Annotated in this window: 21 protein-coding genes and 1 tRNA gene; 15 read left to right on the forward strand and 7 right to left on the reverse strand. The window is 33.5% G+C overall.

The window, feature by feature from the left end:
* Positions 1 to 226: 226 nt before the first annotated feature.
* The 3 genes from ES675_RS09125 to ES675_RS09135 all read left to right on the forward strand — a co-directional run bounded on the left by ES675_RS09125 (position 227) and on the right by ES675_RS09135 (position 2,878).
* Positions 227 to 1,468 (forward strand): DEAD/DEAH box helicase, encoded by a 1,242-nt coding sequence (locus tag ES675_RS09125; RefSeq protein ID WP_066251209.1) that lies wholly within the window; start codon positions 227 to 229, stop codon positions 1,466 to 1,468.
* Between the two features lie 134 nt (positions 1,469 to 1,602).
* Entirely contained in the window at positions 1,603 to 2,532 is a 930-nt protein-coding gene (locus ES675_RS09130) for a hypothetical protein (protein WP_246126242.1), read from the forward strand.
* On the forward strand, positions 2,525 to 2,878 hold the full coding sequence (locus tag ES675_RS09135) for a DoxX family protein (RefSeq protein WP_066251205.1): 354 nt from the start codon (positions 2,525 to 2,527) through the stop codon (positions 2,876 to 2,878). The genes ES675_RS09130 and ES675_RS09135 overlap by 8 nt, the downstream gene beginning before the upstream one ends.
* 11 nt (positions 2,879 to 2,889) lie before the next feature.
* On the opposite strand, the gene ES675_RS09140 is transcribed toward ES675_RS09135, so the two are convergent.
* Positions 2,890 to 3,564 carry a M15 family metallopeptidase gene (locus tag ES675_RS09140; protein WP_082985902.1) on the reverse strand — a complete coding sequence of 225 codons (675 nt, stop codon included), beginning with the start codon at positions 3,562 to 3,564 and terminating at the stop codon, positions 2,890 to 2,892.
* 32 nt (positions 3,565 to 3,596) lie between these two features.
* Between ES675_RS09140 and ES675_RS09145 the strand changes: the two genes are divergently transcribed.
* The 10 genes from ES675_RS09145 (at position 3,597) to ES675_RS09195 (ending at position 11,421) form a co-directional block, all read left to right on the forward strand.
* On the forward strand, positions 3,597 to 4,196 hold the full coding sequence (locus ES675_RS09145) for an alpha-ketoglutarate-dependent dioxygenase AlkB family protein (RefSeq protein ID WP_066251200.1): 600 nt from the start codon (positions 3,597 to 3,599) through the stop codon (positions 4,194 to 4,196).
* A gap of 375 nt (positions 4,197 to 4,571) precedes the next feature.
* Positions 4,572 to 5,495, forward strand: a complete 924-nt coding sequence (locus ES675_RS09150; RefSeq protein ID WP_066251197.1) for an alpha/beta hydrolase — start codon at positions 4,572 to 4,574, stop codon at positions 5,493 to 5,495.
* 235 nt (positions 5,496 to 5,730) lie between these two features.
* Positions 5,731 to 6,591, forward strand: a complete 861-nt coding sequence (locus ES675_RS09155) for an SPFH domain-containing protein (RefSeq protein ID WP_066251192.1) — start codon at positions 5,731 to 5,733, stop codon at positions 6,589 to 6,591.
* Positions 6,592 to 6,764: 173 nt separating this feature from the next.
* The gene (locus ES675_RS09165; RefSeq protein ID WP_148367401.1) at positions 6,765 to 6,923 is read left to right on the forward strand and encodes a DUF4177 domain-containing protein; all 159 of its coding nucleotides are present in this window, start codon (positions 6,765 to 6,767) and stop codon (positions 6,921 to 6,923) included.
* A gap of 2 nt (positions 6,924 to 6,925) precedes the next feature.
* Positions 6,926 to 7,861, forward strand: a complete 936-nt coding sequence (locus ES675_RS09170; RefSeq protein ID WP_066251187.1) for an alpha/beta hydrolase — start codon at positions 6,926 to 6,928, stop codon at positions 7,859 to 7,861.
* A gap of 1 nt (position 7,862) precedes the next feature.
* Positions 7,863 to 8,048: an Arc family DNA-binding protein gene (locus tag ES675_RS09175; protein WP_066251184.1), complete on the forward strand. Its 186-nt coding sequence runs from the start codon at positions 7,863 to 7,865 to the stop codon at positions 8,046 to 8,048.
* 58 nt (positions 8,049 to 8,106) lie between these two features.
* On the forward strand, positions 8,107 to 9,414 hold the full coding sequence (locus ES675_RS09180; RefSeq protein ID WP_066251183.1) for a DUF819 family protein: 1,308 nt from the start codon (positions 8,107 to 8,109) through the stop codon (positions 9,412 to 9,414).
* 51 nt (positions 9,415 to 9,465) lie between these two features.
* The gene (locus tag ES675_RS09185) at positions 9,466 to 10,161 is read left to right on the forward strand and encodes a DUF4369 domain-containing protein (RefSeq protein ID WP_066251179.1); all 696 of its coding nucleotides are present in this window, start codon (positions 9,466 to 9,468) and stop codon (positions 10,159 to 10,161) included.
* Between the two features lie 34 nt (positions 10,162 to 10,195).
* Positions 10,196 to 10,768, forward strand: coding sequence for an outer membrane beta-barrel protein (locus tag ES675_RS09190; RefSeq protein WP_066251177.1), 573 nt, complete (start codon positions 10,196 to 10,198; stop codon positions 10,766 to 10,768).
* Positions 10,769 to 10,779: 11 nt separating this feature from the next.
* Positions 10,780 to 11,421 carry a porin family protein gene (locus ES675_RS09195; RefSeq protein ID WP_066251174.1) on the forward strand — a complete coding sequence of 214 codons (642 nt, stop codon included), beginning with the start codon at positions 10,780 to 10,782 and terminating at the stop codon, positions 11,419 to 11,421.
* Positions 11,422 to 11,651: 230 nt separating this feature from the next.
* On the opposite strand, the gene ES675_RS09200 is transcribed toward ES675_RS09195, so the two are convergent.
* The 5 genes from ES675_RS09200 to idi all read right to left on the reverse strand — a co-directional run bounded on the left by ES675_RS09200 (position 11,652) and on the right by idi (position 14,053).
* Positions 11,652 to 11,725 (reverse strand) — tRNA-Thr (locus ES675_RS09200).
* A gap of 58 nt (positions 11,726 to 11,783) precedes the next feature.
* On the reverse strand, positions 11,784 to 12,053 hold the full coding sequence (locus ES675_RS09205) for a hypothetical protein (protein ID WP_066251171.1): 270 nt from the start codon (positions 12,051 to 12,053) through the stop codon (positions 11,784 to 11,786).
* Positions 12,054 to 12,147: 94 nt separating this feature from the next.
* The gene (locus ES675_RS09210) at positions 12,148 to 13,119 is read right to left on the reverse strand and encodes a type I phosphomannose isomerase catalytic subunit (RefSeq protein ID WP_066251166.1); all 972 of its coding nucleotides are present in this window, start codon (positions 13,117 to 13,119) and stop codon (positions 12,148 to 12,150) included.
* Complete coding sequence (locus ES675_RS09215) at positions 13,119 to 13,529, reverse strand: 6-pyruvoyl trahydropterin synthase family protein (RefSeq protein WP_066251164.1); 411 nt, start codon at positions 13,527 to 13,529, stop codon at positions 13,119 to 13,121. Before ES675_RS09215 ends, ES675_RS09210 begins: the two co-directional genes overlap by 1 nt.
* The gene (gene idi / locus ES675_RS09220; protein WP_066251160.1) at positions 13,526 to 14,053 is read right to left on the reverse strand and encodes an isopentenyl-diphosphate Delta-isomerase; all 528 of its coding nucleotides are present in this window, start codon (positions 14,051 to 14,053) and stop codon (positions 13,526 to 13,528) included. Before idi ends, ES675_RS09215 begins: the two co-directional genes overlap by 4 nt.
* Positions 14,054 to 14,178: 125 nt before the next feature.
* Here idi and ES675_RS09225 point away from each other — a divergent pair, with 125 nt between their 5' ends.
* Positions 14,179 to 15,765 (forward strand): peptide chain release factor 3, encoded by a 1,587-nt coding sequence (locus tag ES675_RS09225; RefSeq protein ID WP_066251156.1) that lies wholly within the window; start codon positions 14,179 to 14,181, stop codon positions 15,763 to 15,765.
* A 147-nt stretch (positions 15,766 to 15,912) separates the two neighbouring features.
* Positions 15,913 to 16,143: a (4Fe-4S)-binding protein gene (locus ES675_RS09230; RefSeq protein WP_082985900.1), complete on the forward strand. Its 231-nt coding sequence runs from the start codon at positions 15,913 to 15,915 to the stop codon at positions 16,141 to 16,143.
* A 166-nt stretch (positions 16,144 to 16,309) separates the two neighbouring features.
* Here the strand turns inward: ES675_RS09230 and ES675_RS09235 are convergent, their stop codons facing one another.
* Positions 16,310 to 16,627 (reverse strand): DUF3467 domain-containing protein, encoded by a 318-nt coding sequence (locus ES675_RS09235; RefSeq protein ID WP_066251151.1) that lies wholly within the window; start codon positions 16,625 to 16,627, stop codon positions 16,310 to 16,312.
* Positions 16,628 to 16,651 lie beyond the last annotated feature (24 nt).

Here is a 16,651-nt window from a genome sequence, read left to right on the forward strand (position 1 = left end):
TGTCCGACTAGGGAAAGACAAAAACACATACGAGGTTTTATAAAAGGTGGTTTTGTAAAAATATCCTTTTAACAAAATTTTAACGTTTTTACCTAAATATTTTGTAATGCGAAATACAGATAATTATGTCAAAAAAGATTTTAATTACAACTCATAGTAGGATATCTTTTTTGAATATAAAATCAACATAAAAATTTGAAGTATCTTTGTCGTAAATACACCATACATGTCATTTATAGACTTAAAACTTATTGATCCACTATTAAAAGCCATTGAAGAACAAGGTTACACGCAACCCACTGCTGTGCAATTACAAACTATTCCGCAGGTTCTAGCAGGAAAAGATGTGATAACCTCTGCACAAACTGGTACAGGAAAAACAGCGGCTTTTGCTTTGCCTATTTTGCAATTATTATCTAAAAAGCAAGATGCAGCTCGTGGCAACAGAACCATTAAAGCACTTATAGTTAGCCCTACACGTGAATTAGCCTTGCAAATTGGTAACAATTTCAAAGCGTATGGTCGTCATACAAATTTACGAACAACGGTTATTTTTGGAGGTATTTCAGAAAAACCTCAAGTGGATGTTTTAACTAAAGGTGTTGATATTTTAATTGCTACACCTGGTCGTTTAATTGATTTGGAAAAACAAGGTGTTATTAATTTAGACAATGTTGAAGTCTTGGTATTAGATGAAGCTGATTTAATGTTAGATATGGGTTTTATTGATGATGTGAAACATATTGATAACCTTTGTCCCAAGGAAAAACAAATTCTCTTGTTCTCGGCAACCATGCCTTATAAAGTGGAACAATTAGCACATACTATTTTGAAATGGCCTGAACGTATTGAAGTCACAACAACGTCTTCAGCGGCAAAAAACATTGGACAAGTTTTATATTATGTACCGAAACGTAATAAAATAGAATTGTGTTTGCATTTACTTCGCAATGAAATAGAAGGCAGTATTCTAATTTTTAGACGCACGAAATTTGGTGTGGATAAGCTAGAAGGTGCACTAAAGAAAAACGGCTATAATGTAGAAACGATTCATGGTGACAAAACACAAACCGACAGACAAGAAGCGCTTAAAAAATTTAAAAACGGTTTAGTAAATATTTTAATTGCGACAGATGTAGCAGCTCGTGGTATTGATATTAGTGAACTGGATGCAGTTATTAATTTCGATTTGCCAAACATTCCAGAAACCTATATTCACCGTATTGGTAGAACAGGTCGCGCAGGAAGTACAGGTATGGCTTACTCGTTTTGTGGAGCCGATGAAAAAAATTACGTAACAACTATTCAGCAGTTGCTTCAAATAGCAATTCCTGTTGAAGAAAGCCATCCATATCCATTAGATCCTAAAGAAAAAAGCATCACGCACAAATCTAAAGATTCGGAGAGCAAACATAAAAAAGGTCGAAAAAGCGCTGCTTCAAAAAAGAAGAAGAAACGCTGGTATTAATCCAAAATTTAAAAAGATTGTAGATAATTTTGGTTCGACATTCATTTATATAAATTGTATCTTTAATTTTTAATACCTGATAATTACAGATGCTCAAACACTATTCAATCCTATTTTTTCTTTGTTTCACCACTTTGGGAATAGCCCAAATAAGCATTAAAGACAGTAAGTCTGAAACGCCCATTTCCTATGCTACCATCTCTTTTGGTGATGGCCAAGGCTTATTTGCTGATGATGAAGGTCTTTTTATTTTTACCGAAAAACTATATGCTGATATTGACACTTTATATGTTTCCGCTTTAGGGTATAAAATCAAAACGGTTGCGACTTCTAGTCTAGGTAAAATTATTCTTTTAGATGAAGAGGTCAGCGAATTGGATGAAGTGATTCTTATAGCAGAAGGCAGGAAATTTAAGGAAGAAACATTGAAACCGTATTTGGATGATGATTATTATTCCTGTTGGTTACCAACTATTGAATCTGAAATTGCCGTATTTTTTAATAACCCGGATCCAGCACTAACAAAATTAAGCAGCATTCATTTTCCAATAACTCTAGAATCCAAAGATTGGGAAAAACGCAACCGTAAAAATGCGGATAAAAAACCTTTTTCTACCTTGTTCAAGGTGAAGTTTTACAAAAATGATAATGGTACACCAGGTTCAGTACTAACCTATGAAAACATTGTTTTTCGCGCTACTGAAAAAGGAGGCGATGTTTATAATTTAGACGTGAGTGGATATAATATGACGATTCCGAAGGACGGATTTTTTGTATCTCTTCAAGTTTTAGGTTATACGGATAAATCAGGAAAATTACTGCCAAACAAAAAATACAAGGAATTAAAAGGACCAGAAGGAACCGTAAAAATACCGACGAATTTCAGACCATTATTGCCATTTACAGACGAAATAAGTTTACATAACACCTATATAAAACGCGTTTTTATTGGAGGAAATAATTGGATCCAGTTTAAACAAGGCAATATAGAATCTGGCTTACTTAAAAAAGGTCTGAATAATTACGGAATTGGGTTCACATATAAAGTGTATAAAGATGAATAGTCCTTGGCATTTATACCTTATGGCTGGCATGTATATCTTTGCTGGCATCATGCATTTTATAAAACCCAATATCTACATGCGTATCATGCCACGCTATCTACCTAGCCATAAAATGCTGGTTTATATAAGTGGTTTAGCTGAAATAATTTTAGGCTTGGCTCTGTGTTTTTCAGGAACAAGAGCATTCGCCATTTACGGCATTATTGCTATGTTAATCCTGTTTTTATTGGTACATTTCTATATGCTTTCTAACAAAAAAGCGTCTGCAGGTATTCCCATGTGGATTTTAGTTTTACGAATTCCACTGCAATTTGGATTGATGTATTGGGCTTTTTGCTATTTGTGAAAATTTAAAATTTACTCCACTACAAAATCAAAATACGTTTTCGGAAATGGTTCACCTCGTAAGGTAAAATGCCACCATTCTTGTGGATAATTTCTGAAGCCATGTTTTTGCATGACTCTTTGCAATAATTGACGATTTTTTTTCTGAATTTCCGATAAATTCTGATAAGCAACCCAAGATGGTTCACCAAAAAAATCATAGGGACTTCCCATGTCTAATGGTTCTAAGGTATTAGCATCAATAATGGTTAAATCGACTGTACTACCGCGACTATGTCCGGACCGTGACGCTATATAACCATCACGAAACAAATGTTGTTTTTCTACATTGGGATAGAAGGATTCTTTCATACGAATATCTTCTAAATCTTTAGCCCAACTTATAAAATTATTCACAGCACGTTGCGGTCTGTAGGCATCATAAACACGTAAACATAAATTTTGCTCAGCTAATTCATCTTGAACTTTTTTCAAAGCATCTGCTGTAGGTTTGGTGACAATTAAAGTATTAGTTTTATAACCTGTAATGGTATCACCAACAAAATTGTTACTGGAATAATAGCGCAACTCCACATCAATATCAGGAATTACGGATTTACCATACACAAAACCTTCTGGCAATGTTTGCTTTTGCGTAAACGCCAAACTAACTAAAACGACGAGAAATAATAGTATTTTGTTTTTCATAATCAATCCACTAATTTAGAAAAAAATACGCGATGGACTTATTTTCTTCCAATAAAACTGTTTTTAAATTACCACAAGCCGAACTGATATATATACCGCATTTTTATAACCCACAAAAGGCCAACGATTTATTTATGTCTCTTAAAGAAAATTGTGCTTGGCATCAAGATGATATTACTATTTTTGGAAAAACACATCCGCAACCACGACTTACAGCTTTATATGCAGACAACAAGAAAAGCTACTCCTACTCTAATATAACCATGCATCCAGAAATGTTTACGGACGAATTAGCGCATATTAAAACCGATATTGAAAACGAAGCTAACACCAGCTTTTCAACAGTTTTACTAAACAGATATCGAAATGGGTCTGATAGTAACGGTTGGCATGCGGATAATGAGAAAGAACTGGGTAAAAATCCAATAATTGCATCCTTTAGTTTAGGTGCTTCTAGGTACTTTCATTTTAAACATCGTGCAATTAAAACAGAAAGACATAAGCTACTATTAGAATCCGGTAGTTTACTTATTATGGCTGGCGAAATGCAACAGTATTGGCTTCATCAAATTCCGAAAACTAAAAGAGATGTTGGCGAACGTATTAATTTGACGTTTCGGAAAATAGTGTAATAAAAAAACCGAGGTCCCTCAACCTCGGTTTCGTTTTTATTTGCTTTATTATTATGCTGTTAGATTTAGGGTCTCTAGTATCAACGACATAATGCAAATATTAATTAATTAATCCATTGAACTAAAAAGTATGTCTTTTAGTACACTTCAAATATAAAATTACTTTTTAATTACAACGTTTAAAAGCTAATATTTTCGATGAAATGCATATTTTTTTAACATTTATCGATTAAATATCGTTTTTGCCCGACGAAATGCACATTTATTCGTTCGTAATTTTAGATTGAATTTTTAAAAGAGACATATCTAAAAATTGTAATTTTACGTTGTATGTCATAAAAAGTAATTTTTATTCAATTTCAATAACCCTTTACTATGAAATTATTCCTTTCCATTTTAGCGCTTTCATTTACATTTCAAACAATTGCGCAAGAACCTACTACCATTCAAACGGAAATTGAAGTATCTCCTTTTGTTGATGGTTCTTTATTAGAACCAACAGATGCTCGTAAAAATATTTTAGCGATTATCATTGGCGATTATGGTCCAACAGATAGAAATGGGAATCAGAATTTTCAAAAAAATAATAACCTTAAAAAAATAGCTTATAGTTTGGCTGAAAATGGCATTAGTTCTTTTAGGTATGATAAACGGATCGTGAAACAGATATTAAAAGGACGTGTAAATGCGCGATTGACGTTTGACGATTATATTAAGGACGCAAAAGATGTTGTAAACTATTTTGTTAAAAAAAATAATTATGCGTCTATATATATAATAGGTCATGGTCAAGGTAGTTTGATAGGTATGTTGGCTACTGACGAAAATGTTGCAGGACTTATTTCGTTAGGTGGTTCAGCTAAAAGTATTGACCAGGTCATATTAGAACAAATAGAACAAACGGCTCCTGGATTAAAACCCGATGCGGAACGGGTTTTTAATGTGTTAAAGACTGGAAAAACAACAACTGATTTTCCACAAGCACTCTCCAATATCTTTAGTTTGGACACCCAAGATTTTATGGGTAATTGGATGCAATACCATCCTGTTGAAATTATTAAAACTCTAAATAGTCCTGTCTTAATTATTAATGGCACTAAAGATTTACAAGTTTCTACAGCGGAAGCACAAGAACTTCAAGATGCTGCCAAACAAGGAACATTAAAAAACATCACCAATATGAATCATGTGTTATTCATTATTGAAGGTGGCGATCTAGAAAATTCAAAATCTTACAATGAATCGTTTAGACCATTAGCTCCAGAACTTGTTGAAGCACTAACTACATTTATAAAATAATACACATTACTTCCAGTTTAAAAAAAGAAAGCACTCTAAAAAGAGTGCTTTCCTTACTAACCAACCAAAAATATGAAATGTTATTGTTTTTAATTTGAGTAACCACACTCTAATTAAAGTTAAGTTACAATAACACTAACTGTATTTCAATAGTCGTGCCAAAAATGATTTGCACACTAAAAATTTTATACATATCTTTATGATATCAATTTAATATCATAATAAATAACTAATCATGAAAGAAGAGAAAATTATTTCACCCGCAAACGGCTACTTAATGCTATTTGTATTCCTAGCATTATTTTTTGGAAGCATTGCCATTGCTATTGCCACAGAAAACCCAGCCTATGTAGCAATTGTGGTTATAGCTTTATTTATTGCACCTGGCTTTATTATGGTGCAACCTAATGGTTCTCGCGTTCTACTATTGTTCGGAAAGTACGTTGGCACCATTAAGCAGAATGGTTTTTACTGGGTAAATCCATTTTATACCAAGAAAAAAATATCATTACGAGCGAGTAATTTTGACAGTGAGCGACTGAAGGTCAATGATAAACTCGGAAATCCTATCATGATAAGTACCATTTTAGTTTGGCGTGTACAAAACACCTACAAAGCCGCTTTTGATGTGGATAATTATGAGAATTTTGTACGTGTACAAACAGATGCAGCTGTAAGAAAACTAGCCAGTATGTATCCGTATGACAATTTTGCCGATGAAGGTTTAGACGAAGATATTACCTTACGCTCTAGTTTAAATGAAGTCAGCGTAGCATTAGAGAAAGAAATAGACGAACGTTTATCTATCGCAGGTATTGAAGTTTTAGAAGCCAGAATTGGTTATTTAGCCTACGCTCAAGAAATTGCAAACGCTATGCTAAAACGTCAGCAAGCAACGGCTATTGTTGCAGCTAGACATAAAATTGTGGAAGGTGCTGTAAGCATGGTTGAAATGGCTTTAGATGAATTAAGTAAGAAAAATATTGTCCATTTAGATGATGAACGTAAAGCTGCTATGGTTAGTAATTTAATGGTTGTTTTATGTGGTGATAAGGATGCTTCTCCAATTGTAAATGCTGGTACATTAAATATGTAATATGACTAATAAGCAAATAATAAGTATTGCCGTAGGTAGTAGTATAGGGTCAAGCATAGGTGTTACTATTGGAGCTGTTACAAATACGGTTGCTTATGGCGTTGTATTTGGAACTCTTATTGGTACTTGCATAGGAGTTATAATTGCATATACATATTATAAAGAAAAAAATCATGAAAGAATACAAAGTTGAAGTTCCACAATTAGGTTGGCGAAACCGCATGCAAAGTTTTGAAGATTTAATTAATCAATATGGTCGCGAAGGTTGGCGTGTGATACACATAGCTCAAAATTATACCAGTGTTGTTTTTGAACGTGATAAAAACAGATAATTATGAAAAAAATAAATTTATTGCTAATTCTTCTTTGTGCTAGCCAATTAATTGTAGCGCAAAAATCGATTACTTCGGAAGACATCATGCTAAAAAATGATAGTATTATTCTTCCAGGCACCTTAACCTATAACAAGGAATTAAAACAGCAGCCTTTGGTTATTTTTATTCATGGCTCTGGAAACGTTGACCGAAATGGCAACCAGTTAGGTTTGGCAAATGCTAATTATATCAGACAATTAGCTGATAGTTTAAACCAGCGTGATATTGCTTTTTACCGGTATGATAAGCGTTCTGCCAATTGGCTAAACCTACGATACATGATGAAGGATTTAGATTTTGTTCGCTTTGCAGATGACGCTAAAATAGCTATTAACAATTTCAAAGATGATGAGCGATTTTCAAGTATCACACTAATTGGGCACAGTCAAGGCTCGTTAGTTGCCATGTTGGCTTCCACTAAACATGTTGATAAATATGTATCTCTAGCTGGACCTTCGAAAACTGTTGATGTTGCCATGATTAAACAATACAAAATACAGAATGACACATTAGGCCAGAAAGTAGAAGCACATTTTAAAGAATTGCGTGAAACTGGAAGTATTGAACATGTGGATCCTGAATTAGCAGGTATTTTCGCCAAACCCAATCAAGGGTTTTTTAATTCTTGGATGATTTATAATCCTTCTGAAGAACTAAAAAAACTCAAAATGCCTATTTTAATTTTAAATGGTGATAAAGATTTACAGGTTTTTGAAAGCGATGCTGAAGGCTTACATCAAGCAAATCCAAAGTCGGAATTAGTCATTATTCCCAACATGAATCATGTGCTAAAACGAATAGATAGTGATGAAGATAATGAGAAATCATATAAATCACCAGATTATCCACTATCTGAAACATTAATAAATACCCTTGAAACATATATAAAAAAATAGCATGTCCAAGAAAAAAGCCTTTGCATTACGAATCAATGAAGAGATGCTCAAAGCCGTTGAGAAATGGGCTTCTGACGAGTTTAGGAGCACCAATGGCCAAATTGAGTGGATGCTTATGCAATACTTAAAAGAGAATAATAGATTGCCAAAATCGAAAAAAAACACTTCAAATAAAAGCGACTCCTAAAGTCGCTTTTTTTAACCCGTTTATTTTGGTATTTTGCAGCTCAAAATAATAACCAACCATGCAAGAACCAATTTTTACGAATGACACAATTGTCTTTGGACTTTTAATGCTCACACTTGGATTCATTTTTTATACGGAATCCATAAAAACTGGGTTTTGGCCAAAATTCTACAAAATAGTTCCAGGTTTATTTATGGCATATATGTTACCAGCTGTATTAACAACTACTGGACTTATTGCTCCAGAATGGGAAACCGTCAACGAAGCTGGCGAAATAACAAAAGAAAGCACCAGTTTATATTATATGGCGAGTCGGTATTTACTGCCTGCTGCCTTGGTATTAATGACATTAAGCATCGATTTAAAAGCGGTATTCAATTTAGGTTGGAAGGCATTAGTCATGTTTTTAACAGGAACATTAGGTATTGTAATTGGAGGTCCAATTGCTATTCTACTAATATCTTTGGTATCGCCTGAAACTGTTGGAGGTGCTGGACCAGATGCAGTTTGGAGAGGTTTATCAACACTTGCAGGAAGCTGGATTGGTGGTGGCGCCAACCAAACGGCCATGTTAGAAATATACCAATACAACCAATCAGAATATGGAAAAATGGTATTTGTGGATATTGTGGTTGCCAACATTTGGATGGCCATTATTTTAATTGGTATTGGTCGCTCTAAAGCTATTGACAAATGGTTACGTGCTGATAATTCAGCCATTGAAGCTTTAAAAGATAGAGTAACATCGTTTTCTAAAAGTGTTAATCGTAATCCGTCATTAACGGATATTATGATTATTGTAGCTATTGCGTTTGGAACTGTTAGTATAGCACATATTGGCGCGAATATTTTAGCACCATTTTTCAGTGATGTGGTTAGCGGTATTGAGTCTAACACCATGCGAAATACCTTTACCTTTTTAGATTCACAATTCTTCTGGATGATTAGCATTGCCACTTTAATTGCCATTCTTCTATCTTTTACAAAAGCAAAAAATTACGAAGGTGCTGGAGCCAGTAAATATGGATCCGTATTCATTTACATTCTAGTTGCCTCCATTGGTATGAAAATAGATTTAATGTCCATTTTTGATAATCCTGGACTGATTGCTGTTGGATTAATTTGGATGACCATACACGCCATATTATTGATTATTGTAGCCAAAATTATTAGAGCACCTTATTTCTTCTTAGCCGTTGGAAGTCAAGCCAATGTTGGTGGTGCAGCCTCTGCTCCTATTGTAGCTTCGGCTTTTCATCCATCTTTAGCAACGGTTGGCGTTCTGCTTGCTGTGTTTGGTTATGCTATTGGAACCATTGCGGCAATTGGTTGTACAATTTTAATGCGATTAGCAGCCGTTGGTTAGTATTTAAACAATAATTATAAGATATTTGCGCCCTAAAATTCAAAATAACTAATGAAGCATTCATTTATAGTATTAGCCCTTTTATTGTTAGTTTCCTGTGGAAAAGAACAACATGATTTAACCGTAAAAGGAACCATCAAAGATTTAAAAAAAGGCACTTTATACCTACAGAAAATTCAAGATTCAACTTTAATTACGGTCGATTCTCTAACCATTAATGGCGAATCTACTTTTGAACTTCATGCGGATTTAGAATCTCCTGAAGTTTTCTTTCTACATTTAAACAAAACGAATAAAGATGCTTATGGTAAAATCTCTTTTTTTGCTGATAAAGGTGTGACTGAAATTAACGCTAATTTAAAAAACTTCGAATTAAATCCGGAAATTAAAGGGTCCAAGCAGCAAGTCATTTTTGAAACTTATTTAAAAATGATGGATCGTTATAACGATAAAAATCTGGAATTAATTAAAGCTGAAATAGATGCTAAAACTCAAAATGATTCTACTTTAATGGCTACCAATATGAAAGCTTATGAGAATCTACTTAAAAGTAAGTATTTATACACAGTTAATTTTGCTATTCAAAACAAAGACAGTGATGTAGCACCTTACGTAGCCTTAACTGAAATTTATGATGCGCAAATAAAATGGTTAGACACGATTAATAACTCTTTAACGCCAGAAATTAAAGCCTCTAAATATGGTAAGGAATTGGATGCTTATATTAGGGAGCGTAAGGCTAATTAAGCTCTCGAATACCCCAGTTAACATTGTAAAAATTATGATCCCCAGATCTATTACAACATTCGGTCTTTTATTCTTTGTGCTTTTTACATTACATTCTGTTAAAGCCCAACCAAAAAAAGGCCCATATATTAAAGCCTCTTTAGGTTTGGGAGCCAGCCTACCTTTTGATGATGCAGATGTATCATCTAACGGGTTTTATGCTCAAGGAGAATATGTATTTGGAATTTCAAGATGGTTTGGCCTAAGACCGTATGTTGGTGTCATGTTAGCTTCTTCTCATAACGACTACACGTCTCAACCACAATTAGGTTACCAAGTATCAACAAGCGCCTTATTATTGGGTGGCAAATTACGATTTGCAATACCAATCCCTTGGGTTGCACCTTATGTGGAAACAGGCATTGGTACCTCAATTGGTTCTTTTACAACTATAACGCCTTATACAAATGTAGAAAAAAATGGATTTGTAGTTCATATACCTGTCACTTATGGATTAGCCATAGGTAGAAATCATAATTTTGAAATTGAACTCACTTTTTATTATCACCCTTCAATAGACAATTTGCAGGAGCTGCAACAATTGGCTTTTCATTTCCCATTTAATTAAACCCTTATTTTATGAAAAAAATTTCACTACTACTTATCGTTATTATTGGTTCACTTACAATTCAAGCGCAATCAAATTTTAAAATTGGCTTAAACGCTGGTATTAATTACCCATCTGTTTACGGATTTGATAACGCGAAATACCACAACTTTAAAGCGGGCTTCTTAATAGGTGCTTCATTTGATTATTATTTAAGCGAAAAGTTATCATTAAAGACAAATATTAATTATGAACAAAAAACTCAAGAATACAGAATCACATTTTTTAGTTATTATGGCGGAACAGAAAGTAGTAAACAGGATTTTAATCGCAAAATTGGACTAATAAACATTCCAGTTTTACTGAAATACGAATTTTGGAATTCTAATTTCTTTGTGAATGCAGGTCCATTTATAAATTTTGTAATAAGCGATAAAACAGACTCCGAATATTTAGAATATGGTAACGGGCCAGCTCCCGAAAGCAATAAAATTGACACAGGTATTTCAGCTGGTATAGGAGCCAACATTGCCCTTTCAGATAAACACACTATAACTATTGAAATTCGTGATGATTTTGGTCTGATAGATACTAGTAGTGTTCCGGAGTATTACGACGCTAATTTAAAAACCAATATGATTAAATTGATTGTTGGCTGGAATTTAGGGATATAATTATTTTCCATGCTCTGATTTTATACTCACGCCTTATTTTCAAATAACATCAAAGTAATAAGTACTTAAAAACTATAAAAGCTCCAAACAGCATTATTTTTGTTTTGGAGCTTTATATTAAGTTATCCCTATTAATATTTATTTCCTGTCCCAGAAAAGCAGGCTTTTTATATCCTTTATAAAAACAAAAAAACTCCAACCTATTTCTAGTATTGGAGTTTAAACTTTAGAGCCGATGGAGGGACTCGAACCCACGACCTGCTGATTACAAATCAGCTGCTCTAGCCAGCTGAGCTACATCGGCAAAAGAAGCTGCAAATATAATCCTGAAAATTACATGTGCAACTATTTTTTCCTATTTTTTATCCTAATTTATTAATTTTTTCGATTAACGCACGTCCTTTTTCTTCAAGTTCCGCATTAATAGCTTTAAAGTGTGCTTTTTTATCCTCAACACTTCTATCATTTACTTTAACAATTAAGGTATCAAACGTTGCGATTGCTTCGTCAATAATTGCTTCACTCTTTTTTGTATCCTTGTCTGTGTTTGAATATTCCCAAACATAAACTGCTTCAATAATATCACCTAACACATAATTAATGTCTTTTTTTAGGTCTCTTTTATTTGCCATAATAGTAATTTTAAAATTTTTACAAAAGTAGTTAATTTAATTGTATTCACGTTATTTAGATGTGCTATTTAAATGCAAAGAAATTATTTTTTATTTACACGTAAACTTCTAACAATGTGGCGTTATCAGTTACTAATTCAAAATTCGTTAAAGCGGCTGGTAGTAATACCGTTTCGCCAGTTTGTAAAGCCGTACTAAAACCATTTACTTTTACTGTTACTTGTCCAGCCACACACATATAAATAATAAAAGAATCCTTGGCATTTGTTTTTATAAGATTCTCCGATAATTTCAAATAATTAACGGTAAAATATGGACAAGTTACCATAGCATTAGCCTTATTTTCAACTTTTGAATAACTAACTCTGAAATTTTCAGGCATATTAAAGTCGAAAGCTTCCAAAGCTAAATCAATATGAAGTTCACGCTCATTTCCTTTATCATCCACCCGATCCCAATCGTAAACACGATAGGTAATATCACTTGTTTGTTGTATTTCCGCTAGCAATACTCCTGCTCCAATAGCATGAACTCGACCAACATCAATGAAATAAGCATCGCCTGTTTTAACTGTATCAAAATTTAAAATTTCAGGAAGTGTTTTATTTTCCAAATGCTTCAGGTAGATTTCTGAATTCATAGGTTGATTAAATCCAACAATTAAATTCGCATCTTGATCCGCTTGCATTACATACCACATTTCAGTTTTTCCAAAGGAATTGTGACGTTTGGCGGCTAATGCATCATTAGGGTGCAACTGAATGGATAAATCTTCCTTGGCATCAATAAATTTAATAAGCAAAGGAAAGGTATTTCCAAATTGCGCGTAATTTTGTTCGCCTATCAAATCACCTTTATAAGTGCTTAATAAATGCTTTAAGGACTGGCCTTCTAAACTCCCATTAGCGACCATAGATGTATCGCCTTCAACATCACTAATTTCCCAACTTTCACCAACATTTTTCACCGTTGATGGTTTATTGAGAATATTTTTCAATTTCTCACCTCCCCAAATTTTATCTTTTAAAATGGGTGTGAATTTTATGGGATAGAGCGGGCTTTTCATTACTTACCAGAATAGGTTACAAAATTTCGAGGTGTTTCATATAGTGTTATCTCAAGATCTAAATTAGCAGCTAAATGTGGACGTAACTTATTAAAAATAACAACAACTATATTTTCAGCAGTAGGATTTAAGTCTTGAAATTCAGGAACATCAACATTCAGGTTTTTATGATCGAAGGCATCTTCAATTTTAGACTTTATTAAATCCTTTAAAATTTTCACATCTAGAACATAACCCGTTTCTTGATCAATTTCACCAGTAACACTCACAATCAAATCATAATTATGACCATGAAAACTAGGGTTATTACATTTGCCAAAAACAGCATCGTTCCTTTGATCCGGCCAATCTTTACGGTACAAACGATGAGCTGCATTAAAGTGCGCTTTTCTACTTACGGTTACTCTCATTGTTCTGTAATATTTATGTGTTCATAAAATTTTTGGAAGATAATTTTAAACCATGCTGTATATAAATCCGGTTGAAGTTTCATATCTGCTTTTATAGTATCTAAAGCCATCCATTTCCAAGCTGCAACTTCATCAGGATTAATTTTAGGCGCATCGTTAAAATAGCCTATCATAATATGATCGAATTCATGTTCAGTTAAGCCATTATCAAAAGGCGCTTTGTAAATAAATGAAATAGACTCTTCTAAATCAGCTACAAAACCCATTTCTTCTTGAAGTCGACGCTTTCCAGCCTCAATATTACTTTCACCATCACGTTGATGGCTGCAACAGGTATTTGCCCATAATCCTGGAGAATGGTATTTGTGCATAGCACGTTGCTGAATCATTAACTCCTTTTTATCATTAAAAACGAATACCGAAAACGCACGATGCAACAATGCTTTTTTATGAGCTTCCATTTTGCCCATCAGCCCTATTTGCTCATCATTTTCATTAACTAAAATTACTTGTTCTTCAATCATACCGTAAAAATACCATTCATAAAATTAAAAATACAACAAACTTATCACAAAAATAAAAAGCCCGAAAAGCATAACATTTTTTGCATAGATAAAATGTATCTTTGCTACCCATTTTAAAACAGAATATGAGTTTTACTTCAGAGATAAACAGACGACGTACTTTTGGTATTATTTCGCACCCAGATGCCGGAAAAACCACCTTAACCGAAAAATTATTATTATTTGGTGGTGCTATTCAAGAAGCAGGTGCTGTAAAAAGTAACAAGATTAAAAAAGGCGCAACTAGTGATTTTATGGAAATTGAACGCCAGCGTGGAATATCCGTTGCAACTTCTGTTTTAGCTTTTGAATATGATGGCATTAAAATTAATATTCTAGATACACCTGGACACAAGGATTTTGCTGAAGACACCTTTAGAACCTTAACCGCTGTGGATAGTGTTATTGTAGTGATTGATGTGGCCAAAGGTGTGGAGGAACAAACCGAAAAATTAGTTGAAGTTTGCCGAATGCGAAATATCCCTATGATTGTTTTCATCAACAAAATGGATCGTGAAGGTAAAGATGCTTTCGATTTATTGGATGAAGTAGAACAGAAATTAGGTTTAAGTGTGGTGCCTTTAAGTTTCCCTATAGGAATGGGCTATGACTTTAAGGGTATTTACAATTTATGGGAAAAGAATATCAATCTATTTAGTGGTGATAGTCGAAAAGATATTGAAGAAACAATTGAAATTTCTGATTTACAATCTAGTGAAATTGATGAACTAATTGGTGAAAAAGCCGCTAATACGCTTCGTGAAGAAGTAGAATTAGTAGAAGGTATTTATCCAACTTTTGATAGAGACAGATATTTGAGTGGGGAACAGCAACCTGTATTTTTTGGTTCTGCCTTAAATAATTTTGGTGTTCGAGAATTGTTAGATTGTTTCGTGGAAATTGCACCAAAACCAAGACCGAAACAAAGTGAAGAACGCCTTGTTAAACCTGACGAAAAGAATTTTACCGGTTTCGTTTTTAAAATTCATGCCAATATGGATCCGAATCATCGGGACCGTTTAGCCTTTATTAAAATTGTTTCTGGAAAGTTTGAGCGTAACAAGCCCTATTTACATGTTAGAAGCAACAAAAAATTAAAATTTTCAAGTCCGAATGCTTTTTTTGCTGAAAAGAAAGAAATTGTAGATGTGTCTTATCCTGGAGATATTGTTGGATTACATGATACTGGTAATTTTAAAATTGGCGATACCTTAACCGAAGGTGAAATTATAAACTACAAAGGCGTGCCAAGTTTTAGTCCAGAACATTTTAGATATATTAATAATGCAGATCCATTAAAATCCAAACAATTGAACAAAGGTATTGATCAGTTAATGGATGAAGGTGTTGCGCAACTATTCACTTTAGAACTTAACGGCCGAAAAGTAATTGGTACAGTTGGTGCTTTACAGTATGAAGTAATCCAATACCGTTTAGAGCATGAATATGGTGCTAAATGTACCTATGAAAATCTAAATGTACACAAAGCTTGTTGGATTGAAGCGAAAGACGTTAAGAGTGATGAATATAAAGAATTCATTCGTGTGAAACAGCGTTTTTTGGCTAAAGACAAACAAGATCAGATGGTATTTTTAGCGGATTCGTCGTTTTCATTACAGATGACCCAGCAAAAGTATCCGAACATTAAATTCCACTATACATCCGAGTATTAAATAACGATAAAATGGTTGTTAATCGAAAAAACAAGTTATAAATTTGTATTTAATCGAATTTTTAATACATTTAATCGATAAACAGATGTGTCAGTTAGCTCGTGTTTATAAATTTTAGCCTAGAATAACCCCAAATTATTAATTACTATGAGAACTAAAGACCAGTTTTTCAGTAATAAGGATATTACTGTAACCTACAGTCCAACTAAATGCATGAATGCGGAGCGTTGTGCATCAGAACTTTCTAATGTATTCAGGCAATCCGTAATACCTTGGATAGATTTAGAGGGGGACTCTAGTGAAAACATCATTAATCAGGTGAAGAAGTGTCCGTCTGGCGCTTTACAATATTGCTTGAATAAGAAAGAAGCTTGCTAAAAAAACCTAAATCGTATAAATTAAAAAATCCCTTATCTAAAGGGATTTTTTTTATTTAAGCTTGACCTGTTGGTCCAAAATTAAGTGGAATTGGAGGTTGCTCGTAAAAAAAAATGTCGAGAACCTCTTCAAAGACATCTATGAGTTTACAAGCTTTAATTCAATATTAAGCTTGTCCTGTTGGTCCAAAATTCAATGGTATTGGAGGTTGCTCGTAATCTTTGATTTCACCATGTGCATTTTCAAAACGCGTTACATTTTCGCCTAGTGCTTTCAATAAACGTTTGGCATGTTGTGGTGTTAGAATAATTCGAGATTTCACCTTACTTTTTGGTGTACCCGGCATAACACTAACAAAATCAACTACAAATTCCGAAACGGAATGATTAATAATAGCAAGATTGGAATAGGTTCCTTCTGCTACTTTCTCATCAATTTCAATATTTATTTGTCCTTGTTTTTTCTGATTTGGTTTATCACTCATAATAGTATATTATAAAAAAATAGC

It is taken from the genome of Algorimicrobium algoritergicola (assembly GCF_008086165.1).
GTDB lineage: Bacteria > Bacteroidota > Bacteroidia > Flavobacteriales > Flavobacteriaceae > Algorimicrobium > Algorimicrobium algoritergicola.